Below are 23,601 nucleotides of genomic sequence, written 5' to 3'. Positions count from 1 at the left end.
TGCCTTGGCTACTTTGGAAGTATTAACGGTTAACCGCTTCAAGTTTCCAGATGTTGTTCACGTAGTCGCGGATAGAGCGGTCTGATGTGAACTTACCAACCAATGCTGTGTTAAGAATTGCTTTCTTAGCCCAACCTGCTTGGTCTTTGTATTGCGTGCCCATGTCTTCGTGCGCTTTCACGTAAGATGCGAAGTCAGCAAGACATAGGTAAGGGTCACCACCGTCTAGCAGGCTATCAAACGTTGCACGTAGAAGGCCCGGTTGACCTGGAGTGAACTCATCGCCAGTCAGTAGGTCTAGAGATGCTTTCAGTAGTGGGTCTGCATTGTAGTAGTCGTATGGGTTGTAGCCCTGAGCTTTCAGAGCTTGAACACCATCAACGTCTAGGCCGAAGATGTAGATGTTTTCATCACCCACTTCTTCACGAATCTCAACGTTTGCACCATCCATCGTACCGATAGTTAGCGCGCCGTTTAGAGCCATCTTCATGTTGCCCGTACCCGATGCTTCTTTACCAGCTAGTGAGATTTGCTGAGAAACGTCTGCTGCAGGGATGATGATTTCAGCCATGCTTACACGGTAGTCAGGAATGAATACCACTTTCAGTTTGTTACCGATGCGCGGGTCGTTGTTGATCTTCTCTGCAATCTTGTTAACCGCGAAGATGATCTCTTTCGCTAGGTGGTAACCCGGTGCTGCTTTCGCTGCGAAGAAACATACGCGTGGTTCACACTCGAAACCAGGTTCGTTAAGAATACGGTGGTACAGAGATAGAATGTGTAGCAAATCTAGGTGCTGACGCTTGTATTCGTGTAGACGCTTGATTTGAACGTCAAAGATAGCGTTAGTATCTAGCTCGATACCCATGTTCTCTTGAACCCAATCAGCAAGGCGCTGTTTGTTTTCTTTCTTAACAGCCATGAATTCTTTTTGGAATTTCGCGTCTGTTGCAAACTTAGCGATGCCTTCTAGCTGCTCAAGTTTTGCTGGCCATTCAGTACCGATCTTGCCAGTAATTAGCGTAGATAGACCTGGGTTACAGAACTTCAACCAACGACGTGGCGTGATGCCGTTCGTTACGTTAGTCAGTTTACCAGGGAAGATTTCGTTGAACTCAGGGAACAAGTCTTTCTTAACCAGTTGAGAGTGAAGCGCAGCTACACCGTTTACTTTGTAAGAACCAATCACACATAGGTTTGCCATGCGAACCATGCGGTGGAAACCTTCTTGGATGATAGAAAGCTTCGCTTGCTTCTCACCGTCACCAGGCCACATCTTGCGAACTTCTTGCATGAAGCGGTGGTTGATTTCAAAAATGATTTCCATGTGACGAGGAAGAAGACGGTTGATCAGAGATTCAGACCAAGTCTCTAGTGCTTCAGGAAGTAGTGTGTGGTTCGTGTATGCGAACGTATGAGCACTGATTTCCCATGCTTGGTCCCAAGATAGACCTTTCTCGTCAATCAAGATGCGCATTAGCTCAGGAATCGCAATCGTTGGGTGCGTATCGTTAAGCTGAATCGTTTCTTGCTTAGGCAGATCTTCTAGAGAGAAGCCTGCTGCTTCGTGACGACGTAGAATATCGCGAACAGACGCTGCTGAGTGGAAGTACTGTTGCATTAAACGCAGAGTCTTGCCTTTCTCGTGGTTGTCGTTCGGGTAAAGAACTTTAGTGATGTTACCTGCATCGATTAGCGAGTGTTGCGCTTCGAAGTAATCACCGTTGTTAAAGCTTGCTAGTGAGAATGGTGCAATTGCCTGACATTCCCAAAGACGCAGCGGGTAAACCGTGTTTGACTCGTAACCTACGATAGGTAGATCCCAAGGCATTGCTTTTACTTCCATGCCTGGAACCCAAGTACGAACTTCTTTACCGTCAACGAATTCAACGTCTACATGACCGTAAAAACCAATATGTTGTGCTAGTTCTGGACGAGCCACTTCCCATGGGTAACCTTCAACACCACGCCATGCGTCAGGTGCTTCTTGTTGACGACCGTCTTGGAAAGATTGTTTGAATAGACCGTACTCGTAGTGAAGACCGTAGCCTACTGTTGGGTATTCTTGAGCGGCACAAGAATCCATGAAACAAGCAGCTAGACGACCAAGACCACCATTGCCTAGTGATGGGTCGCGTTCTTCTTCTAGAAGGTCAGTTAGGTTTTGACCTAGCTCTTCCATTGCATGAGTAATCTGTTCGTAAAGACCCATGCTGATCAGGTTGTTACCTGTTAGACGGCCAATCAAAAACTCTAGTGATAGGTAGTTAACGCTCTTCGCGTTCTTAATTTTTTCATCATTTTCAGTTTCTAGCAGGTCAAAAGTCGTTAGCTCTGCAAGAGCACGACCCATTGCTAGATACCATGAACGGCTGTCTGCTGTTTCAACGGTTGTTGCGTAGGTTGCAGATAAATGTTTCTTAACACTCTCTTGGAATGACACTTTATCGAAAGTTTTTTGCTGAGTTGGTTTCATTTCAGAAATCTCGCTTTTAATAGTTCTAATTCATCTGTGACATATCGTGCATGGTCACCATAAACTAAACATCCTCCCGCTAACGCAACTGACTAGGAGTAGATGGGAGGGCGTAGGGGGCGTACCGACTTAGGGTTAGTGATCTGACTCTCATGTTCTGACTGCGAACAAAAACTTGGAGTGACTAAGATCACAAGCTCCCGTTCGATAACTTAACTTCAATTGATGTGACTTTTATTTAACCAGATTAAAGTCATTGTCAAATCTGATATTCAGATCACGAAAATAATTTCCAACTCTCATCTTTTGCATAGATTCCAGTGTAGGGACGAACGAAGTCACATTCGAAAACCAACCCGCAACGTGAGCAAAGTCTCAAATAAAGGGCGTAGACACCCAAAAACATGCAGAAGCGCAAGGTTTCTGAGGAGGATCGTAGTCGGTAACGTTTGGCTTCACGTAATATGAGTAAAGACTTAAGTAATTAGGCTAATGTCATTGGAGTGCACTCAACGATAGATTGGGATATTCCAGAACATAGCCACGGAATAGGTGTAAAACTTCGATATGTGGATCCCTTCGAAACTGACTCGTCCCGGCCGCTTACATAATGCAATCCTACGACCTAGGGTTCTCGATCTGCTTCACAATGCAGATTGCTATAAGCTTGTGTTGTTCCGCTCTCCAGCGGGCTACGGCAAAACCACCATGGCTGCACAATGGTTGGTAGATAAACCCAATGTGGGTTGGTACAGCATTGATGATAGCGACAACGATGCCTTCCGCTTTATCAACTACCTACTTCAATCACTTAATAAAGCGACCCAAAATGCCTGCCCGAATGCCCAAAAGCTGGCAGAAAAACGACAATTTTCATCGCTGCATTCTTTATTAAGTGAAGTGTTTGCCGAGATGTCGGAATTCCATCGCGAGTGTTTTCTGGTGTTGGATGACTATCACTTGGTCAACAATGACGACATCCACGAAGCCATGCGCTTCTTCCTCAAACACATGCCCGACAACCTAACGTTGGTTGTCACCAGTCGTGGTACGCCACCACTTGGTACAGCAAACCTGCGCGTTCGTGACTTAATGATCGAATTAGGTAATGACTCGTTGGCGTTTGATACCGAAGAAACCACACGCTTTTTCAACCAACGCGTAGCCGACGGCATTGATGACACCACGGCAGACAGTATTTGTAGTTATGTAGAAGGTTGGCCTTCTGCACTGCAACTTATCGCGCTGCAAGCACAACACCAAAAACGCACTCTTGCACAGTCCGCAGAGTCATTCTCTCACTTTAACCACGCCCATCTTTGGGACTACTTGGTTGAAGAAGTATTCGACCTGCTAGACAAAGAAACCCGACAGTTCTTGATGCAATGTTCTGTGCTTGATCACTTCAACGATGAACTTGTGTGTGCGCTTACACAGCGTGAAGATGCGTTAGGTATGATCGAATCACTCAACCGTTTTGGTTTGTTCATCTACCCGCTTGAGGGAGAAAAGAACTGGTATCGCTTCCATAACTTGTTTGGTGAATTCCTCGCACATGAGCGCCAAGCTCGAATTCCTCAGCAAGAAGCAGAGCTGCATCGAAGTGCTGCAAAAGCGTGGATCAAGCAAAACACACCACACCAAGCACTACGTCACGCACAGCGCGCTGAAGATCCAGAACTGATCATTCAAATCCTGACTGAACACGGCTGGCCTATGTTCAACCAAGGTGAGCTGTCGTCACTAGAGATGGCGATCAAGCAACTGACCACCGACCAACTTTACAGTGAACCTAAACTATCCATGTTGCGTGCTTGGCTTGCACAAAGTCAGCACCGTTATGATCAAGTGGGTACTTTGTTGGAAGAGGCTGAGACTCAATATCAAGCTCGAAACATTGAACTCGATACTCAGCAGCAAGGCCAATACAACGCCTTACGCGCACAAGTTGCCATCAACAGCAATGAGCCTGAGAAAGCGTTGGAATTGGCTGAGCTTTCGTTGAGTCAGTTGAACACCACAGTTTATCGTAGCCGCATTGTCGCCACCTCGGTTGTGGGCGAAGTGAATCACGTAATGGGTAACCTAAGCCGTGCGCTACCGATGATGCAACAGACAGAAAAACTGGCACGCCAGTATCAGGTTTATCATCAGGCTCTATGGGCGATTCTGCAACAAAGCGAAATCTTGATTGCTCAAGGTTATGTTCAAGCTGCATTTGAGCTACAAGACAGTGCATTCAAATTGATTGAAGAGCACCAGCTTCAATACGTGCCTCTGCATGAATTTTTGCTGCGTGTTCGCGCTCAGATCTTCTGGTGTTGGAACCGACTAGATGAAGCGGAAGAGTGTTGCTACAAAGGCTTAGATATCCTTGGACACCACTCTCCGAGTAAACATCTACACAGCTACTCTATGTTGGCTCGTATTTCATTGAGCCGCGGTGAGATTGATAAAGCGTCGAAGTTTATTGACCAGATTCAGCACCTATTGCGTCAATCGACTTACCACGTAGATTGGACAGCGAACGCTTCTCTTTCTTTGATTCTGTTCTGGCAAGTAAAAGGTGATAAAGAGGCGATACGTGATTGGCTGAGTGTAGCTGTTCGACCTGAATCGGCAAGCAACCACTTCTGCCAACTTCAGTGGCGAAACATCGTTCGTGCACACATCATCCTTGAGCAATACGAAGAAGCCGAAGAAGCGCTGACCTTCCTTAAGAGTGAAGCCCAGCGTTCGCACCTGATTACAGACACCAACCGCAACTTGATCGTTGAAGCCGTGTTACGCACACAAATTAACGATGAAGACAGCGCACGTGTACTGCTTGAAGAAGCGCTTCATATGACTAACCAAACCGGTATGGTCGGTAACTTCTTAGTCGACGGTGGGACTATCGGGCATATCTTGGATAAGTTGAGCAACAAGCCTGGCTTAGGTGATTTAGAACGTCACCGCGCACAACAAATCATGAAGGATATCTCCACCACCCAACGCAGTCGCTCGGTTCACTTCGATGAAGACTTTGTTGAAAACTTGGTTAATCACCCGAATATTCCTGAGCTGGTGCGCACTAGCCCACTCACCCAGCGTGAATGGCAAGTGCTTGGTCTGATCTATTCAGGGTTCAGTAACGAGCAGATCGCTCAAGAACTCGATGTAGCGGGTACCACGATCAAGACTCACATCCGTAACCTTTACCAAAAGCTCAACATCGCTAACCGTAAAGAAGCAATCAGCACAGCGGAGAACTTGCTGCAGTTGATGGGGTACTAAAACAGATTCGAGATTCGAGATTCGAGATTCGAGATTCGAGATTTGATATGGCCCCTAAAAAGTAGACACAGGGGTTTAGTTGATTAGTTCAAAGTCCATGGGACTCACTCCACCTAGAGTCCCATGTCTTCTTACTGGATTATAATAGGTATCGATATAAATTCGACTCTGCATCGTCATTTCTTGTCGTGAAAGCTGATCTAAGTTGTTCATCCACTCTTTCTTATATTGCGCAAAGAAGCTTTCGGAACAAGCGTTGTCCCAACAGTTTCCTTTTCTCGACATGCTGACTTTAATCTTTCGTTTACGGTGCCAACGGATCGTCTCCAACGCTCGATACTGTATACCTTGATCGGAGTGAAACAAAAGCTCGTGACCTAAGGGCTGCCTTTGTTTCCAAGCCTTATTCAGGCTTCTTAGCACTAACTTTGCGTTATTAATGCGACTTGTCGACCAACCAATCACTTTGCGTGAAAACAAATCTAAGACGACGCACAGGTATTGCCAACCATCAGTACAGCGCACCTGAGTTATATCTGACACCCAAACTCGATCGGGTTTATCCACCTTAAATTGACGGGCAAGAATGTTATAGGCAGGTATAAGCGTATTTTGTCTTGGTGCTCGTCCATATCGCTTCTTGCTCGCGCAAGAGCGATAGCCCATATTCTGCAGAAGCCTCTGTACTCGCTTTTTATTACAAATAAAGCCGTTAGCGACCGCTGCTTCCCAAAGCTTTCGATAGCCTGGAATACAATACTGAGCTTTGCTTTCTCTCCTCAAGTAGTGACTTAAAGACTCATTGTCTGTCTCTCGCTTCGATGGTTTCCTTGTTAGCCACTTGTAATAACCCGCTTTAGAAACACCCAACCATTGGCATAGTCGTATGACAGGAAGCTTCACACTGGCCTTCTTAAGGATATACTCGAACCTTATTCTTTTTGGCTGTCGAAGAAAGCCTTCGCTTCCTTTAAGAAATCATTCTCCAGCTCTGCCATCTCAAGCTTCTTTTTCAATTGACGGATCTCTTTCTCCAGTTGTGCAAAGGATTTTTCGGGGCCGTGGTTAGGTATTGGGAGGGAGTTAGTCTTTTTCGATGTCATTTGGCATCTCCATTTAGAAAGTAGCACCGGCGATATTCCTAAGGATAGTGCTACTGACTTAACGGTATCAGAAGAATCGAGAGATCGCTGAACAGCTTCTCGTTTAAATTCGTCTGTATATTGTCTTTGTGATTTTACTTTCATGACACTCAATGCTCTGTATTAAGTGTCTACTTTTATGGGGTCACATCAGATTCGAGATTCGAGATTCGAGATTCGAGATTCGAGATTCGAGATTCGAGATTCGAGATTCGAGATTCGAGATTCGAGATTCGAGATTCGAGATTCGAGATTCGAGATTCGAGATTCGAGAAAAGTTTAAGCTAGTCGCCAATGGTGGCTAGCTTTTTTTTTGCTTGGAACATGGGGGAAATAGCAGTTAGCAGTTAGCAGTTAGCAGTTAGCCAAACGACAGGCAAAAAAATAGCCAACCGCAATAATCGCGATTGGCTCTATATATTTGTGAACAAATCATAAGTTCACTAACAACGTCAGTTGGCTAGGTGACCCTCGGCTTAAGAAGGGTCAATGTATCTAATGCAGTTAGCGTGCCAACTTTTATTCGACGTTTTATAAGCCCTGCATCGCATAAAAACCATGAATTTGCCATGCGAATTGCAAAGTGCATTTGCATAATGCAACCAAGATGCAATATCGATAAGAGATCAGTTTCATCTCTGCTGTTAATGACAAATCACTAAGTGGTTGTTATGTAAATGTTAGGCAAATATTCACTTCAACTTATTGCGTTACAATTAATAGAGTAATAAAAGCCTTTCCCCAAAAGCATATTCATACTTTTTTTACACTAAAGTTTGTATACTGCACAAAATCATCCTCAACTCTATGAAGCAATGAACTACTTAAGTACTTTTTTCAAAGGCATGGCTATGGGCGCAGCAGACGTTGTTCCTGGCGTGTCGGGCGGAACCATCGCATTCATCACTGGTATCTACGATACGCTGCTAGAAAGCATTCGCAGAATTAACCCTAGCGTACTTGGCTTATGGAAACGCGAAGGCTTCAAAGCCGCGTTTAATCACATCAATGGTTTCTTCCTAATTTCACTGTTCGCAGGCGTATTCACGAGCATTGCGACATTTGCAAAACTGATTTCTTGGTTATTGGTCACCCACCCTGTTCCACTGTGGTCTTTCTTCTTCGGCCTGATCTTGGTATCGGTTTTCCATATTCTTAAGCAAGTAGAGAAACGCGATATGATTCGCTTCGTGTTTTTGCTGCTTGGCGTTGCTTTCGCTTATAGCATTACCGTGCTTAAGCCGCTGCAAATGGAACCGACTAGCATCAATGTTCTCATAGCAGGTGCGATTGCTATCTGTGCGATGATTTTGCCGGGTATCTCGGGTAGCTTCATTCTGCTATTGATTGGTATGTATGGCCCAGTTCTTGGTGCAGTTAAAGAGTTCCAAATCGATGTGCTTGCGCTATTCCTCAGTGGCTGTGTGATCGGCCTACTGACTTTCTCGCACGTACTCTCTTGGTTACTACGCTCATTCCGCGATTTCACATTGGTATTCTTAACCGGTTTGATGATCGGTACGCTACCTAAGATCTGGCCGTGGAAAGAGACCATCAGCTGGCGCACAAACTCTAAAGGTGAACAAGTTCCTCTGATTCAAGAAAACCTATCACCATTTGATTTTGAAGCCGTAACCTCTCAGCCTTCTCAACTTGTCATGGCGATTGTGATGATGTTTGTTGCGATTGCCTTAGTTCTAGGACTAGAGAAGTTCGCAGAGCGTAACGCTGACTAATCATTCAGCGTACTTCTGGAACATGTTCAGAACAGATAGAACCTAGAAATACTAAGCTCACATATCTAATAAACAGACAAAAGCGAAGCCAATGGCTTCGCTTTTTTAGTTCTACCATACGCACAAAATTGCTTTTTGATACAAGCACGTATTGAGGGGTATGATAACATCGCCGCTCTTATAAAATTAGATGAGAACACGACATGCACTCTGCATTAAAGGTTGCTGCTGTTGGGATCGCTCTCGTGGCAGGCTTTTATGGGCCGCAAGCAATTCAGCAGTTTAAATCAGCGATGGAGCACTCAACTGCGGACGTCAACTTGGATGATTACTGCATGCTTTCAACCACATCATGTGAGCAAAATGCGGTGGCGATGACACTCGATAGTGAGACGGCACAGCCACTCGTTCCAAGTAAAATCAAAGTAGTTTGGCAAGGCGCAGCCTCTGACACATTAATGCTGTCACTCACTGGCTTAGAGATGGAAATGGGCTCGGCGCGTTTTCAATTAAAGAATATTGGCGACAATACCTATGAAGGTGACGTGATTTTACCTGTGTGCACCATGGATAAAATGACCTGGCTTGGCGAACTCACCGATGGTGTTGAAACCGTAAACCCTGCAATAAGGATGGCAAGATGAGTAAGAATTGGTCGTTAGCATTGGTGGTAGCGTTTGTACTTGGCTTTGGTGTCAAAAGCTATCTTGATGGGCAAAACGAAGCTCAAGAGCAACACGCTGCAAAACAAGAGTTCTCTGCAACAACCCTTTTCGGCAAAGATAACCAGCCAACCGAAATCTTTGACCAAACCGATGACAGAATTCGTATCGTTTACTTCGGTTTCACACGCTGCCCAGATGTGTGCCCCACTTCTCTAGCGATGTTAGCCGGAGCACTTAACCAAGTTTCTGATGAAGCAAAAGCCAAGATTCGCCCGATGTTTGTCTCTCTTGACCCTGAGCGTGATGCAGCAGAAGCCTCATACAAATACGCACAATACTTCCACCCAATGATGGAAGGACTAAGTGGTCCGTTAGATGTGACAACCACGCTTGCACATAACTACGGTGTTATTTTCAGAAAGACCGAGCTGGAAGGTTCAGAGTTGGAATACACCCTTGACCACAGCTCATATTTCTATTTTTTAAAGCCCGACGGCACCTTGATTACTAAAGTGCCGCATACGTTAACGCCAGCGCCGATTGTTGAGGCCATCAACCAATTGACGCAGTAAAACGTAACAATAAAGAACTTAACCAATAAAGTTCGAACAAAAAAGTCAGGTCCCAGACCAAAACATAAAAATTAAGGACAACAACATGAAGTTAAAAGCACTTGCTCTAGCAGGCTTATTGCTCACTCCTCTTGCTCACGCCAACAGCGACATTATGGTTCATGACGCGTACGCTCGTGCAACACCGCCTTCAGCAGTGAACAGCGCAGTATTCACGACTCTGATGAACCACAGTGATAAAGATCGCGCTATTGTTTCTGCGACAACGCCAGCAGCAGGAAAGGTAGAACTTCATGATGTTATCGTTGACGGCGACGTAATGAAGATGCGCCAAGTTCAAGAGATCACAATCCCAGCGAATGGTGAAGCGGCACTTAAACCAGGTAGCCTACACATCATGTTGTTCGACCTAAAAAGCAGCCTAAAAGAAGGTGAGCAAATCGAGATGACACTGACCTTTGCCAATGGTGAAACACAGACCTTCGATGCACCTGTGAAGAAAGTGATGAGCGGCATGAAAAAGATGAACCACGACCATCATTAATCGTATTCACAATTGATAAAATAATTTAAGCCACGATGACTTCTCGCCATCGTGGCTTTTTGTTAAACTGAGCGCGCTTTTTATTCAAAGCCTGAACACATTAATAAACCAAGGAGAATAGAAGATGATTGTAATGAACACACTAAAACTGGCAGTAAAAGTAACGCGTTAATTTGTTTGGTTAATCAAACTTAAACACCGATCTACCAACTTATCGTCATCCATTGACGACCGCACACTTTTACCCGGTTTACTGTTGATCGTAAGTGATCAATATCTGCATGCCTGTAAGCATGACTCAATCCGGGGTCCTATCTATTTGAATTCGACCCAAGCTCAAACATTTTTGACGTCTCGACGCTTTTTGATCTGACTAACGCTTTTCGATCTCATCAACAATCTGGGGTCTTACAAGACGTTAATGCTCTCATAAGAAAAGAAAGCCCGCACGTCTGGGTAAATAAACATGAATTCACAAACTGCATTTTCTCATCCAATGTCACTTCAACAACTTGGATGGCAACCTGTATTCCAACAACAACTGACACTCGAAGACTATGACCATTCCGTCATTGCTCGTATCGTCGCACATCATCGTAGTGGCTATACCTTAGCGTCAGAGCAAGGTGAGATTGTTCTACCCATCCACCAAAACCAACCGGCAATGACCGTTGGTGACTGGGTGATTTTGAACTCTGACCTACAATTCGAGCGTTTACTAGACCGTCAATCGCTCTTCCGCCGTAAAGCTGCTGGCAGTCGCGTAGCTGAACAATATATTTCAGCCAATATCGACACGGTTTTTATCGTGGTTTCGTTAAATAACGACTTTAATCTAAGCCGCATCGAGCGTTATCTCGCTCTCGCTAATGAAGCGCAAGTTGAAGCCGTTATCGTACTGACCAAGAAAGACTTGTGTGACGATTACCAAGACAAAGTACAGCAAGTGCAAAGCCTAGATCCGATGCTGATGATCGAAGCCGTTAATAGCCTAGACCAAGACTCTACTCAAGTATTATCACCTTGGTGTAAAACGGGCAAAACGGTGGCTTTGATGGGGTCGTCTGGTGTGGGGAAATCTACACTGGTCAACTCGCTGCTTGGGGAGACTCAGCAAGCCACCGGTGGCATTCGTGAAGACGACAGCAAAGGCCGACATACAACCACGTCGCGCTCACTGCATTTACTGACATCGGGCGGCTTACTGCTTGATACGCCAGGAATGCGAGAGCTGCAGCTTGCAGACTGCGCCGAGGGGGTAAGTGAAACCTTTTCTGATGTCGAAGAGTTAGCCATGCACTGTCGCTTCTCTGATTGCCATCATGAATCAGAGCCTGGATGCAAAATACGCAAAGCCATTGAGAGTGGTGAGTTGTCTGAAAGACGATTTAATAACTATCAAAAGCTATTGCGAGAGCAAGCCAGAAATGGTGCCTCATTGGCAGAGCAACGTGCTAACAGTAAACAGCTTTCGAAGATGTACAAAACCGTTCAATCAGAAAGTCGAAATCTTAAAAAAGCTTCTGACTAAACCTTTAAGTTAACGACTATAAGTTGTATTTGAGACAAGCTTAGCCCCATAGTGTTAAACACGTGGGGCTTTTTGTTTCAATTTGGTCTTAGTGTGACTATTTATGCACACAATGTTCTTACCAATAGCCGTTTACATTTCCAGATTTACAGTATATTGAGTCTATTAAATGTCATTCTGTAGATTTATAGCTCAATCAAAATACATTAATTTAACATTTAGCTCTAAAAACACCACGTAGCGCAAACAATCACCCTAAAAGTAAACTATTCCTAGACACCCTCTTAGATCCCGCTAATATGACCGCCCATTCCACTAGTGTATAGTCGAATTTGGTACAACTTTATAAAAAGATACATCACTATAATAAATTAACAATTGCAGGTATTTTATGCAAAATCACAACATGCTCGCCCGCATCGCTCGTGGAAATCTCGTTCTACAGATCCTTGCTGGTATTGTTTTCGGTGTCGTTCTCGCCATGGTTTCTCCTTCAGCAGCTCAAGATGCAGGCCTACTAGGTAGTCTGTTTGTTGGTGCTCTGAAAGCTGTTGCCCCAATTTTAGTATTCATTCTTGTTGCAGCTTCTATCGCTAACCAAAAGAAAGGTCAGCATACTCATATGCGTCCAATCATTGTGCTTTACCTGATTGGTACGTTCTCTGCTGCACTGACTGCTGTAGTACTGAGCTTCATGTTCCCAACCACTTTGACACTGGTTGCTGGCGCTGAAGGTGCTAACCCTCCTCAAGGTATCGCGGAAGTTCTTCATACCCTTCTATTCAAGCTTGTAGATAACCCAGTTAGCGCGCTAATGAACGCGAACTACATCGGTATTCTTGCTTGGGCAATCGGCCTTGGTCTTGCACTGCACCACGCATCTGCAACAACCAAAGCGGTTTTCGAAGACCTTAGCCACAGTGTTTCACACATTGTTCGCTTCATTATCCGTCTTGCACCATTTGGTATCTTTGGTCTTGTTTCGACAACATTCGCAACAACGGGCTTCGATGCACTAGCAAGCTACGGTCAACTGCTAGCGGTTCTACTAAGCTCAATGCTGATCATTGCACTTGTGGTTAACCCACTGCTTGTATTTGCAAAAACAAAACAGAACCCATACCCACTTGTACTGCAATGTATTCGTGAATCTGGTGTAACGGCATTCTTCACTCGTTCAAGTGCTGCAAACATCCCAGTGAACATGAACCTTTGTAAAAAGCTAAACCTAGACGAAGATACTTACTCTGTATCTATTCCTCTAGGTGCAACGATCAACATGGCGGGTGCTGCAATCACTATCACTGTGTTAACACTTGCTGCTGTACACACAATGGGTATTGAGATTGATATCTTCACTGCGATTCTACTAAGCCTTGTTGCTGCAATTTCAGCATGTGGCGCATCGGGTGTTGCTGGCGGTTCACTACTGCTTATCCCACTAGCATGTGGCCTATTCGGTATTTCTAACGATGTAGCGATGCAGGTTGTAGCGGTTGGTTTCATTATCGGTGTGATTCAAGATTCAGCTGAAACAGCGCTTAACAGCTCAACAGACGTCGTGTTCACTGCGGCTGTATGTAAAGCTGAGCAAAACAAAGCTTAATAAGCTCTTAAGTATTCGGCTTTCGCTCTAAGCTCTAAGCTCTAAGCTCTAAGCTCTAAGCTCTAAGCTCTAAGCTCTAAGCTCTAAGCTCTAAAAGCAAATAGCACATAAATAAAAAGGGAAGCATCAGCTTCCCTTTTTGTTGTCTTGAATTTCTCGATTAGAGCTAAACGACCTATCAACCATACACAACAAATGAGTGCAATTTACTGGTTTCTGTTCCAGTTAGATTCAACAGCAGACTGGCTGAAATCTAGAGAGCCACTATTCTGACTAGCTGGTTTATCTGTTGCTACTTGCTCGGTATTCACCTGTTGGCTGTAATCAACATTAGCCTCTTGAGCATTCGGCGCTTGAGTCGCTATGTGGCTCACATCTACATTCAACTCATTACCTTCTTCATCGAGCACTTCTTTTACTTTCTTAGGAATCGGTATATTGCGCTTGTAGAGCTTGTTGAGCGCTTTAATGATTGAGTGCTTAGTGATTGCTTCTTGGGTCAGCTTAGTCATTATCGGCTTAGTCAGAGCCTGTAAGCCCACGACTGCATCCACACCAAGCTCCCCGCCTACTTTATCTCTCAAATGTTTGGCTTCTGAGTAACCAAAATGAGCTGATAGGAATAACCAGATATACGCGATGGCGTTGCCGTGTTCACCATGGTCGATCCAAGCTTCGCCTGCTCTAAACATCGCTTCTGCACTGTTCTTTTCTGCGGCTGTCTCAAACCAGTAAACAGCCTCACCATGGTTAGGCTCAACACCCACACCGTTCAAGTAACTCATACCGAGTTTGATCTTGCCGTCTAGGTTGTTTTTTTCAGCGGCCTTTTGGTACCACTCGACAGAGCTTTCAGCCGAGTAATCTGGATTCTCTTTATCGAGACACCAGTCACCGATAAACAACATCGCTTCGGTATTACCACCAGCCGCAGACTCTTCAATATAGGTATAACCCTTAGGGATGTTCTTATCGGTCCCGCGACCAAAGACGAGCGCTTTACCCATCTCAAATTTCGCCGATACGTCATTGTCCAATGCGGATATCGCAAGCTGCCAAAAGTTGGCTTTCTCTCTTAAAATCAGGTCTTCTTTGCGCTTCATGCTTAGGCGCACAATGCCGTACATCCCATTAATATTATCGAGTTGCGCCGCTTTGTCGTACCAATACAGAGCTTCCTTAATATTGTTACGTTCAGCTTCTTTTGCCAAATACAGAATCGACGGTACATGACCGGTTTCGGCTTTGAAGTGACGCTCTTTTTGCTCTTGTATGCGCGCTTTTTCAATCGCTTTTCGGTAAGCGACAGCACGAGCCTTACGTTCTTGTTCCAAGCGCTGCTTTCTTAGCGATAAAGAGATCAGCCACACGGCGACAAGTATTAACGAAAGAGCCGTCGCACCAATTGCGATTCCCATTGTACTCATAAAATATTTTAACCTAACTCAGCTAATATCAGCCTCGGTGTCGAGGAGTTTTCAACCTATAGTGAATGTTTCGAATTACAGGGAAAAGCGCCGTTATTAAAACGTTCCGCCCTAAAATGAACTCAGTTCAGTATCTCAGGAATACATAACGATAAAAAGTCTACTTAGACCTATCCGTATGCACTCCATAAATGATGTGATCTTGCTTCAATATCGATTACTTATGAAGACCACCTTTCACTAGGAAATCACTAGGGCGTGTTGACCTTTCGTGGTTAAATTTTGTTCGAGATAAAAGCGTTTTAATCGCGGCGAGGGGGAAGTAGCCTAGTCACTCTAAGCAAATCTCCCTCAACAAAGAGTAAAACGCTTTTAGCCGAACCCTTCGGGCAGCGTTTGCTGGTCATTTCTACTACGTTATCGGCTTCTCATGTAGGCTAGCTACACATCAAAGCCTCTGCCTTGTATAAATACCCAGCAACTCGCTGCAAAAACCAGCTCGAAAGATCAACACGCCCTAGTAAAGGGAATGATTTCCCACTCTCTATCTCTTACATTTATGGTTAGGTAAGCTGCCCATAAATGTATGCCAACTCAGCGACCGTTTTCGCAGAAAACTTCTTCATCAAACTCGCTCGGTGTACTTCCACGGTTCTCATTGCGATGCACAATTCATCGGCTATTTTCTGGTTACGCTTACCGTCGATAATTTGTTTGAGGATGTCTATCTCACGCTCGGTTAACGAAGCGTACGCTTGGCGATACACGTTCATGTGTAAGTGCTTTTCAGAAGCGTCCAAACCTTGTTTGATCGCCTCAGCTAACTCATTGCCTTTCACTGGCTTTTGAAAGAAGTTCACCGCACCGGCTTGTAAGGCTTCAACCGCCATTGGCACATCACCGTGACCCGTCAGATAAATCACCGACAGTGGGCTCTGCGCTTTCACCATCAACTCATGAACTTGCTGCCCTCTCATTTCTGGCATTCGGCTGTCTAATACCACACAACCCGGCGCACTCAAGTCCACTGAGTCTAAAAAACTGGGGCCATCTTCAAAAGCTGACACAGTGAAATCATGCTCTTCTAATAGGAACACCAACGAGTCGCGCATCGACTCATCGTCATCAACCACATAGACCGGAAGCCTTTGATGAAGTTCAGACATAACAAGATTCCTTATGAATCATTTGAAAGAGAGAAAGGCAGTGTCACCGCAACATGACATCCATGCGGGGTGAGTGACGTGATCGTCATTTGACCACTGTGATCTTCAATAACATCTTGGCAAATCGCGAGCCCTAACCCCAAGCCGTTTTCTTTGCTGCTCACAAAGGCTTGAGTCACTTCTTGTTCAGTGAAATCTAAGCCCGTTCCGTTATCGATAATCGACAACATTATTTTATCCGGTTGATACTCGGTAATCACTTTAATTGTCGCCGGCCCACTGTTTTTGTTATCAATATCAGACGCAGCGCTTTGTTCGCGATGCTGTTGTGCATTACACGCGTCCGTTGCATTGTTGATCAAGTTTACAATCACCTGTTGCAAGCCCACAGAGTCAACATTTAGTTTGATAGGCTTACCTACGGCATAGCGTTCAATGGTTATCTTGTGCTTCTGTAATCGAAATTGCAGTAACTCAATGGTGTCTGTAAGCAGCTGCTCGATATCGGTCTGAGATTTCTCTGATGATCGTTTTTTGATCATGTTTCTCAAGCGCTGGATGATGGCGTCAGCACGATCCACTTGCGACTGGATCTTCTCAAATACAGGCTCTATATCAGTCAGCGGTTTGTTCTTCGAAATCCGCAGTAAACCACCTTCGCTATAGTTACGAATCGCGGCCAAAGGCTGATTGATCTCGTGTGCTAAGCTACTTCCAAGTTCACCAACCACTGCGATGCGTTGTGAATGTTCTAGCTGTTCACTCTTGCTCTTTAACTTATGCAGCGTGGCTTCTAACTGCTTTTTGCTGCGGCTGAATTTGTATTCCAACCAAAAATGGTAAGCATTCAGTAACACCACCAGAATAAAGAACGCCCATGCCCACTGCTGATTGTATTTGAGCCAGATTAACGCCTCTTTCCACCAAGGTTGTTGCAGTGGGTGCATGTCGAGTTGTTGATAAAGCTTGTCTATCGAGAGCAAACTTGTCGGTGACGTCCAACCTGATGCATTCGCAGCAATGGCGGGCGCACTGCTTTTTGGCATCGCAAATAACACCTGACTCATCTGTTTAGCCAGTGCCGAAGAAGCCCGCTCTGTCTTGGCGAACGACCAGTTGGGGTACAACGGCGTAGACACTTGGCATCGGAATCCTTCTGGCGCTTGATTCTCGATAATTCGATATTGCCCCGCCACCAGCAAACCTTCACTGATCATGTTCTCAACTAAACAGCTTGGTACGACAGCCGCTTCAATGTGCCCTTCACGCAGTTGATACAAACTGGCGTCGATCGGGAAACCTAAAAATTGGGTGTTAGAGAAAAAATGGTTGGGATTAAGCCCTTGTTGCATCACTTGATAACGCATTGTTAGATAGCCGCCAAATGCATTTTCAGATACTGCCGCAATCGGCTTACCACTCAATTGTTCGAGCGAGATATAAGGTGACATTCTTCTCACCACCAAGGCAGAGCCAATACTTCGGGTATTGCTGATGCTTCGATCTTCGAAGTTATGGCTGGTCATGGTCGCCATCCAAGAGAGGTCATATTGACGCCCTAATCGAACCGCCTGACCCGGGTTGGTGATGACAAAGTCGACCTCAACACCTTTTACCGCATCAGCCATCTCTTCTAAGTTGAAAGGCTTGAGAACAAAGTGTTTGCCGGGAATGCGCTCCGACAACCAATTCATCGTCGGCTGCCAACGCTGCTGCGCGGAAAGCTTGCCTCGGATAGCCAGCACACCGACCTCAATAACCTGTTCTGACTCAACAGTGCTTGTCGTTGTAATCTCTTGCTCCGTTTGAGCGGCTAAACACATTCCTGCGGTTAAGCTCAACCAACAAAGGCTAACGATTGATATTAGGTTTCGGACTGTCACTAAAATCTCTTTCTCCACACTGACGGCATGTCCACACTCAAATAACGCATCGAAGACACGTTAAATAGAGCCTTTAAACAAAGCATAACAGCTAGATTGGTAAAACCACATTTGTTCTAGATCAACTTTGATCTGGGTATGTGGAAATCCACAATACCCCGCGTACGCCCAAAATCTGACAATGAGCCCAACAGATAGAATACCCATTTATAGGTACCAACATGGACTCATTGAAAAGACGGTTTCTCAGCCAATTCGGCAAGGTTTCCGCTGGTGCTGCGCTCATTCCCATCACCGGAATCAACACCGCAGTCGCAAGCACAGCCATTCGCAATAACAACCAACCTGACCGCAAAGGCGAAGTAGGTAAACGCTACGCCATGGCGGTTGACTTACGTAAATGCGTTGGCTGTCAGGCGTGCACCGTTGGCTGTAGCGTTGAAAACCAAGCGCCAATTGGCCAGTTCAGAACCACCGTAAAACAGTATGAAGTCTCCCTTGATGATGGTTCGACGGCTCAACAAGACGTGAAGTCCTTCATGTTGCCTCGTCTGTGTAACCACTGCGACGATGCTCCGTGCATTAAGGTTTGTCCTGTTCAAGCGACCTTCCAACGTGAAGACGGCATTGTAATGGTCGACAACGAACGCTGCGTAGCCTGTGCTTACTGTGTTCAAGCTTGCCCTTACGACGCTCGCTTCATCAATAACGACACCCTTACCGCAGACAAATGTACCTTCTGTGCACACCGCCTTGAAGATGGCTTGTTGCCCGCTTGTGTCGAAACCTGTGTTGGTGGCGCTCGCGTTATTGGTGACCTCAAAGATCCAAACAGTGAGATAAACCGGCTGCTTAATGAAAACCAAGACGACATCAAGGTGCTTAAGCCAGAGCAAAATACCAACCCACATGTTTTCTATATCGGCATGAACGAGCGTTTCGTTAGCCATATCGAAGGTCAGCCTGCGATTTATGATCCAGCCGCCATCGATAACTCATCCTCTAGCAAACAAGAATTGGCAATCGCGACACAAGGCAAACAAGGAGAGACAGCATGAATATCACTGAGGTGTTAGTTCCCGCTCAAGAGATCGCTTGGCTACCGTGGGCGGTTCAATATTTCTTCTACATAGGTTCGGCTTACGCGGCCGCCATTCTGTTTTTGATTGCACTTATCTTCAAAAACTCTACCAGTCACCAATTCCGTTCTGCCCTTGTGCTTGTGATGGCCATTGGCGCGATTGTTGGGCCATTAGCATTAACCGGTGATTTGCACCAACCCGGACGTGCGTGGCACTTCTATGCTCACATTACGCCTTGGTCATGGATGTCGTTAGGCTCTCTGTTTCTACCTTTGTTTTCTGGTCTGGCTGTTGCGACTGCTTGGGTTTACCTGCGTGATGACATCGCACAGCTCAAAGAGAGTGAAAACCCGCTTTTAAAACGCTTGTCTTGGCTAACACTGGGGCAATGGCAGGTATCGACAAAAATGATGATTGCATTAGCCGCTGCAACTGCGTTATCAGGTCTAAGCATCGCGCTTTATACAGGTGCAGAGATTGCGATTTTGGCGAGCCGACCGCTTTGGCATCAACCGGCTTCTCCGCTACTTTGGTTTACGACCGCATTCTTTGCTGCAACGGGCTTAACGCTGTTGATTTGGGCTCTACTGCCTTCAAACAAGCCAAGCTTAAAACCAACAGACCTAGCGCTGGTACAAAGAACCATTACCTTAACGGGTGGCCTTGCCATCATTCTTACATCGATTTGGGCATCTAACCATGGTCACTTCAATCTGTATGAGAACGACGCTTGGGGTATCAACCTAGGCATCATGACCACCAGCATTTTGCTGTGCATGATCTTAGTGCTGCCACTGCAACGCCTATCGCAAAACAAGCTAGGAGTTATCTGTGTTGCGCTTGCGACCATCGTTTCAGCATGGGCGGTACGTTGGGTCACCATGATGGAAGTTCAAACCATTCCACGTTTTGATGTGGGTGCGTTCCCTTATGAACTGCCAATGGGTAGCGCAGGATTACTCGGCATTGTTGGTATGTGTGGCCTGTGGCTAGCACTTGCGTTGATCGCCTCTGAGATCGTGTCAACTCGATCTACACCTAAGACAATATCGAAGCCAAACCAAAATACATCGTCACCACTTAACCGCTCACATAGCTTGTAGTCTGAGGAATCATCATGGATAACAAACGTCGTCAATTTTTGAAAACAGGCCTTGCTGCCGGTGGTGTTGGAGCTTTTGCTGCAGGTTATGCGACAACCACAAAGCACATGGTTCACGGTGCTATCGATGGCACCGCGGGTAAGAAAACCAACCACATCCACCACGGTAATTCGTTAGAGACGGAATACAGTGTCGATGAGCAAGGTAAGATCTCGCCGAATCCAAACCAACGCGTGGCACCCTCAATGTGTTTTGGTTGCTGGACACTGTGCGGCTTGCGTGTACGAATCGATAATCGCAATGACGAGATCTTACGTATCTCGGGCAACCCGTATCACCCGCTATCAAGTGACCAACAGATCCCATTCAAAACGCCTGTAAAAGACGCCTACATTGGCTTGTCTGGTGAATCAGGCATCAATAACCGTTCGACAGCCTGCGCTCGTGGTAATGGCATGCTAGAGATTCAAAACAGCCCATACCGAATCACTCAACCGTTAAAACGTGTTGGTAAACGTGGTGAAGGTAAGTGGGAACCGATCAGCTACGAGCAACTTATCTCTGAGGTCACCGAAGGTGGTGACTTGTTCGGAGAAGGCGAAGTTGAAGGCTTGCGATCGATTCGCGACATCGAAACACCACTTGATCCAAACAACCCTGAATACGGTCCAAAAGCGAACCAGTTATTGGTGACTAATGCCGGAAATGAAGGCCGTGACGACATCTTGAAGCGCTTTGCATTTAACAGCTACGGCACACGTAACTTTGGTCACCATGGATCTTACTGTGGCTACGCGTTCCGCGCAGGTTCAGGCGCGATCATGAACGATCTAGACAAGTTCTCGCACTTAAAGCCAGACTTCAACAACGCAGAGTTCATTCTTTTCATCGGTATGTCTCCGGCTCAAGCAGGTAACCCGTTTAAGCGCCAAGCAAGACAACTGGCTGAGGCTCGTACCAATGGAAAGCTTAGCTACATCATAGTGACACCAAGTCTTCCAGCAGGATCTTCAAGCCTTGCAGCGGGCGATCGCAACAACTGGCTGCCGATCAAGCCGGGCACTGACTCAGCATTAGTTCTGGGTATGATCCAGTGGATCATCGACAACCAGCGCTACAATCACGACTTCTTGTCTCGCCCAAGTGCGCAAGCGATGAAGAAAGCAGGCACTACACACTGGTGTAACGCATCTCACCTAGTGATCAGCGACGAATCGCACCCACAAAATGGGCGTATGCTTCGTGCATCGGATATGGGGTTGCTAGAAACAGGCGAACCGATGTCTGACGATGACGGATTTATCGCACTTAATGTGACAACGTCACTATTGACATCAAATATTCAGGTAGATGAAGCGTCGCTGTTCGTCGATCAAGACGTAGAAATCGATGGCCAGACTGTTCGTGTTAAGTCTTCTCTACAAAGATTGAAAGAAGAAGCCTTCAAATATGACCTTGCTTACTACAGCGAGCAGTGTGAAATCCCGCAGGATCAAATTATTGCGCTAGCGAAACGCTTTACCAGCTACGGAACGAAAGCCGTCGTGGATACTCACGGTGGCAACATGCACACTAATGGCTTCTACAACTCGTTCTCTATTCTGATGCTGAACGCGCTGATCGGTAACGTCAACGCGAAAGGCGGTGCGATGGCGAAAGCGGGCGGCTACCCGACTTCGGTTGCTGGTCCTCGTTACGACTTTACTAAGTTTAAAGGTAAGACTAAGCCTCAAGGTGTGTTCTTATCTCGCAGCAAGTTCCCGTATCAAAAAACCAGCGAATACAAACGTCGCGTTGCCGCAGGCGAGTCACCTTACCCGACACGCGCGCCGTGGTACCCAATCTCAGCACCGCTTTTAACCGAGCACTTATCAGCTGCGATTGATGGCTACCCTTACCGAGCAAAGGCATGGATCAACCACATGGCGAACCCACTTTATGGTGTTCCGGGTTTAGACAACTTGCTGGGTGAAAAGCTTAAGGATCCAAAACAGCTTGGTTTGATCGTGTCTATCGATGCCTTCATCAATGAGACCACAGCATTATCGGATTACCTCGTGCCAGACACAGTGACCTACGAAAGCTGGGGCATGGCGACACCTTGGCATGGCGTCGCGACTAAAGCGATCACTGCTCGCTGGCCGATTGTTGAGCCTAAAACCTCACGCACTCAAGACGGACGTGCCATCAACCTAGAGAACTTCTTTATTGATCTAGCAAAAACGCTTGGATTAGGTGGCTTCGGCGACAACGTAATCAAAGACAATCAAGGTAACTGGCACGGTATTCATAGCGCTGAAGACTTCTACCTGCGCTCGGCTGCTAACTTAGCGTTCGTAAAAGGTGGCGTGCCGAATGTCGATGCGGAAGATATTGTTTGGTCTGGTCTAGAACGCCTAGTGCCTGTGATGAACAAAACACTCAAGCCTGAAGAGATGCTCAAGGTAGCGTATATCTTTGCGCGTGGCGGTCGTTTCGAAGACGCCACCAATGCCTACACCAATGAAACCATGAAGTACAAATGGACCAAGCCATTGGCTATCTGGAATGAAAAACTCGGTACTTCTCGCAACACCATCAGTGGTGAGCAGTACATGGGTTGCCCGACATGGTATCCACAAAAGCTGGCAGATGGCACACCTTTGGCAGAGCAGTTCCTAGCAAAAGAGTGGCCATTTACGCTAACCAACTTTAAGTCCAATATTCACAGTGCGGTCTCTAATTTGTCACCACGCTTGGAATCTATTAAAGGAGTAAACCCTGTTTACATCCACCCGCAAGATGCTTCTTCTGCGGATATCAAAACAGGTGACGTATTTGCGATTGAAACACCGAGCTCAACCACACATGCGTTGGCGATGGTGATTGATGGCATCAAACCGGGCACATTAGGCTTTGAACACGGCTTTGGTCATAAAGAACTCGGTGAGCGTGCGCACTGGATCGGTGACACACAACAACCTGTGAAGATGAAGTCAAACGATGGCGTTAACATCAATGATATTGGCTTAATTGACCCGACCAGAGAAGGCAAAGGCGTGATGTTGGATTGGGTTGTGGGCGCAGCAGCAAGACAAGCGCTTCCGGCTAAAATCTACAAAGTCTAGACGTTCAAACCTCCCCTATTTCAGTCAAATCAAGACTGAGCACAGTAGAGCAACTTCGCCATTCGAGGTTGCTCTTCTTTTTAAGCTATTCAACGCCCAACCATCAATTCTTTACATCACTTCCCTACAAGTTTCTTACCTAACCCCATCAAGCGTCTATGCTTATACAATCGGTGCCATAAAGAGCCTTAACAAGCAGTCACACCGAGGCGAACATGGCAGTTCCCTTGCACTTCGTTAACGACAGTTGGATTCGCCTATCGAAATCCATATCAATACCACCAT

General features: G+C 46.0%; 15 protein-coding genes. 10 read left to right on the top strand and 5 right to left on the bottom strand.

What is annotated here, in order from left to right; all coding sequences use genetic code 11:
* Positions 1-22 precede the first annotated feature (22 nt).
* The gene (locus tag OCV20_RS25330) at positions 23-2,476 is read right to left on the bottom strand and encodes a glycogen/starch/alpha-glucan phosphorylase (protein WP_048614594.1); all 2,454 of its coding nucleotides are present in this window, start codon (positions 2,474-2,476) and stop codon (positions 23-25) included.
* Positions 2,477-3,043: 567 nt separating this feature from the next.
* Between OCV20_RS25330 and malT the strand changes: the two genes are divergently transcribed.
* Positions 3,044-5,752 (top strand): HTH-type transcriptional regulator MalT, encoded by a 2,709-nt coding sequence (gene malT / locus OCV20_RS25325; protein ID WP_059017555.1) that lies wholly within the window; start codon positions 3,044-3,046, stop codon positions 5,750-5,752.
* A gap of 75 nt (positions 5,753-5,827) precedes the next feature.
* On the opposite strand, the gene OCV20_RS25320 is transcribed toward malT, so the two are convergent.
* Positions 5,828-6,999, bottom strand: a protein-coding gene (locus OCV20_RS25320; RefSeq protein ID WP_108721736.1) for an IS3 family transposase whose coding sequence is annotated in 2 segments (ribosomal slippage) — positions 5,828-6,717 and positions 6,717-6,999 — 1,173 coding nt in all. Because the reading frame shifts where the segments join, the coding sequence is not laid out codon by codon here.
* 710 nt (positions 7,000-7,709) lie between these two features.
* Here OCV20_RS25320 and OCV20_RS25315 point away from each other — a divergent pair.
* From OCV20_RS25315 to sstT, 6 genes are all read left to right on the top strand, one after another.
* The gene (locus tag OCV20_RS25315) at positions 7,710-8,630 is read left to right on the top strand and encodes a polyprenyl-phosphate transporter (RefSeq protein ID WP_048610568.1); all 921 of its coding nucleotides are present in this window, start codon (positions 7,710-7,712) and stop codon (positions 8,628-8,630) included.
* A gap of 203 nt (positions 8,631-8,833) precedes the next feature.
* Positions 8,834-9,274: a hypothetical protein gene (locus OCV20_RS25310; RefSeq protein ID WP_086773612.1), complete on the top strand. Its 441-nt coding sequence runs from the start codon at positions 8,834-8,836 to the stop codon at positions 9,272-9,274.
* The gene (locus tag OCV20_RS25305; RefSeq protein ID WP_086773613.1) at positions 9,271-9,867 is read left to right on the top strand and encodes an SCO family protein; all 597 of its coding nucleotides are present in this window, start codon (positions 9,271-9,273) and stop codon (positions 9,865-9,867) included. The genes OCV20_RS25310 and OCV20_RS25305 overlap by 4 nt, the downstream gene beginning before the upstream one ends.
* A gap of 85 nt (positions 9,868-9,952) precedes the next feature.
* Positions 9,953-10,411 carry a copper chaperone PCu(A)C gene (locus OCV20_RS25300; protein ID WP_086773614.1) on the top strand — a complete coding sequence of 153 codons (459 nt, stop codon included), beginning with the start codon at positions 9,953-9,955 and terminating at the stop codon, positions 10,409-10,411.
* Positions 10,412-10,877: 466 nt separating this feature from the next.
* Positions 10,878-11,942 carry a ribosome small subunit-dependent GTPase A gene (rsgA, locus tag OCV20_RS25295; RefSeq protein WP_086773615.1) on the top strand — a complete coding sequence of 355 codons (1,065 nt, stop codon included), beginning with the start codon at positions 10,878-10,880 and terminating at the stop codon, positions 11,940-11,942.
* Between the two features lie 391 nt (positions 11,943-12,333).
* Complete coding sequence (gene sstT / locus OCV20_RS25290) at positions 12,334-13,548, top strand: serine/threonine transporter SstT (RefSeq protein WP_048609829.1); 1,215 nt, start codon at positions 12,334-12,336, stop codon at positions 13,546-13,548.
* Between the two features lie 206 nt (positions 13,549-13,754).
* Here the strand turns inward: sstT and OCV20_RS25285 are convergent, their stop codons facing one another.
* The 3 genes from OCV20_RS25285 to OCV20_RS25275 all read right to left on the bottom strand — a co-directional run bounded on the left by OCV20_RS25285 (position 13,755) and on the right by OCV20_RS25275 (position 18,024).
* Positions 13,755-14,966, bottom strand: a complete 1,212-nt coding sequence (locus tag OCV20_RS25285) for a tetratricopeptide repeat protein (protein WP_048614582.1) — start codon at positions 14,964-14,966, stop codon at positions 13,755-13,757.
* 572 nt (positions 14,967-15,538) lie between these two features.
* Positions 15,539-16,141, bottom strand: a complete 603-nt coding sequence (locus OCV20_RS25280; RefSeq protein WP_048609831.1) for a response regulator transcription factor — start codon at positions 16,139-16,141, stop codon at positions 15,539-15,541.
* Between the two features lie 11 nt (positions 16,142-16,152).
* Positions 16,153-18,024, bottom strand: a complete 1,872-nt coding sequence (locus tag OCV20_RS25275; RefSeq protein WP_050646032.1) for a sensor histidine kinase — start codon at positions 18,022-18,024, stop codon at positions 16,153-16,155.
* Between the two features lie 221 nt (positions 18,025-18,245).
* On the opposite strand from OCV20_RS25275, the gene dsrO reads away from it, so the two are divergent.
* From dsrO to OCV20_RS25260, 3 genes are read left to right on the top strand one after another with little or no spacing between them, the layout of a single operon-like run.
* A complete protein-coding gene (gene dsrO, locus OCV20_RS25270) occupies positions 18,246-19,082 on the top strand; it encodes a sulfate reduction electron transfer complex DsrMKJOP subunit DsrO (protein ID WP_048610550.1) in 837 nt (278 codons plus the stop codon).
* Positions 19,079-20,209, top strand: coding sequence for an NrfD/PsrC family molybdoenzyme membrane anchor subunit (gene nrfD, locus OCV20_RS25265; RefSeq protein ID WP_086773616.1), 1,131 nt, complete (start codon positions 19,079-19,081; stop codon positions 20,207-20,209). The genes dsrO and nrfD overlap by 4 nt, the downstream gene beginning before the upstream one ends.
* 14 nt (positions 20,210-20,223) lie before the next feature.
* Positions 20,224-23,316, top strand: a complete 3,093-nt coding sequence (locus OCV20_RS25260; RefSeq protein WP_086773617.1) for a tetrathionate reductase subunit A — start codon at positions 20,224-20,226, stop codon at positions 23,314-23,316.
* Positions 23,317-23,601 lie beyond the last annotated feature (285 nt).

The organism is Vibrio coralliirubri, from assembly GCF_024347375.1.
Lineage (GTDB): Bacteria > Pseudomonadota > Gammaproteobacteria > Enterobacterales > Vibrionaceae > Vibrio > Vibrio coralliirubri.
The sequence above is the reverse complement of the archived record's forward strand: the minus strand, read 5'-3'. Positions and strand labels throughout refer to the sequence as shown.

Bases quoted from the DNA above. Each gene is read 5' to 3' on its own strand.
- OCV20_RS25280 (WP_048609831.1), bottom strand. From the start codon at position 16,141: ATGTCTGAACTTCATCAAAGGCTTCCGGTCTATGTGGTTGATGACGAT.
- OCV20_RS25310 (WP_086773612.1), top strand. From the start codon at position 8,834: ATGCACTCTGCATTAAAGGTTGCTGCTGTTGGGATCGCTCTCGTGGCA.
- dsrO (WP_048610550.1), top strand. From the start codon at position 18,246: ATGGACTCATTGAAAAGACGGTTTCTCAGCCAATTCGGCAAGGTTTCC.
- malT (WP_059017555.1), top strand. From the start codon at position 3,044: ATGTGGATCCCTTCGAAACTGACTCGTCCCGGCCGCTTACATAATGCA.
- OCV20_RS25330 (WP_048614594.1), bottom strand. From the start codon at position 2,476: ATGAAACCAACTCAGCAAAAAACTTTCGATAAAGTGTCATTCCAAGAG.
- OCV20_RS25260 (WP_086773617.1), top strand. From the start codon at position 20,224: ATGGATAACAAACGTCGTCAATTTTTGAAAACAGGCCTTGCTGCCGGT.
- OCV20_RS25315 (WP_048610568.1), top strand. From the start codon at position 7,710: ATGAACTACTTAAGTACTTTTTTCAAAGGCATGGCTATGGGCGCAGCA.
- OCV20_RS25300 (WP_086773614.1), top strand. From the start codon at position 9,953: ATGAAGTTAAAAGCACTTGCTCTAGCAGGCTTATTGCTCACTCCTCTT.
- OCV20_RS25305 (WP_086773613.1), top strand. From the start codon at position 9,271: ATGAGTAAGAATTGGTCGTTAGCATTGGTGGTAGCGTTTGTACTTGGC.
- rsgA (WP_086773615.1), top strand. From the start codon at position 10,878: ATGAATTCACAAACTGCATTTTCTCATCCAATGTCACTTCAACAACTT.
- nrfD (WP_086773616.1), top strand. From the start codon at position 19,079: ATGAATATCACTGAGGTGTTAGTTCCCGCTCAAGAGATCGCTTGGCTA.
- sstT (WP_048609829.1), top strand. From the start codon at position 12,334: ATGCAAAATCACAACATGCTCGCCCGCATCGCTCGTGGAAATCTCGTT.
- OCV20_RS25285 (WP_048614582.1), bottom strand. From the start codon at position 14,966: ATGGGAATCGCAATTGGTGCGACGGCTCTTTCGTTAATACTTGTCGCC.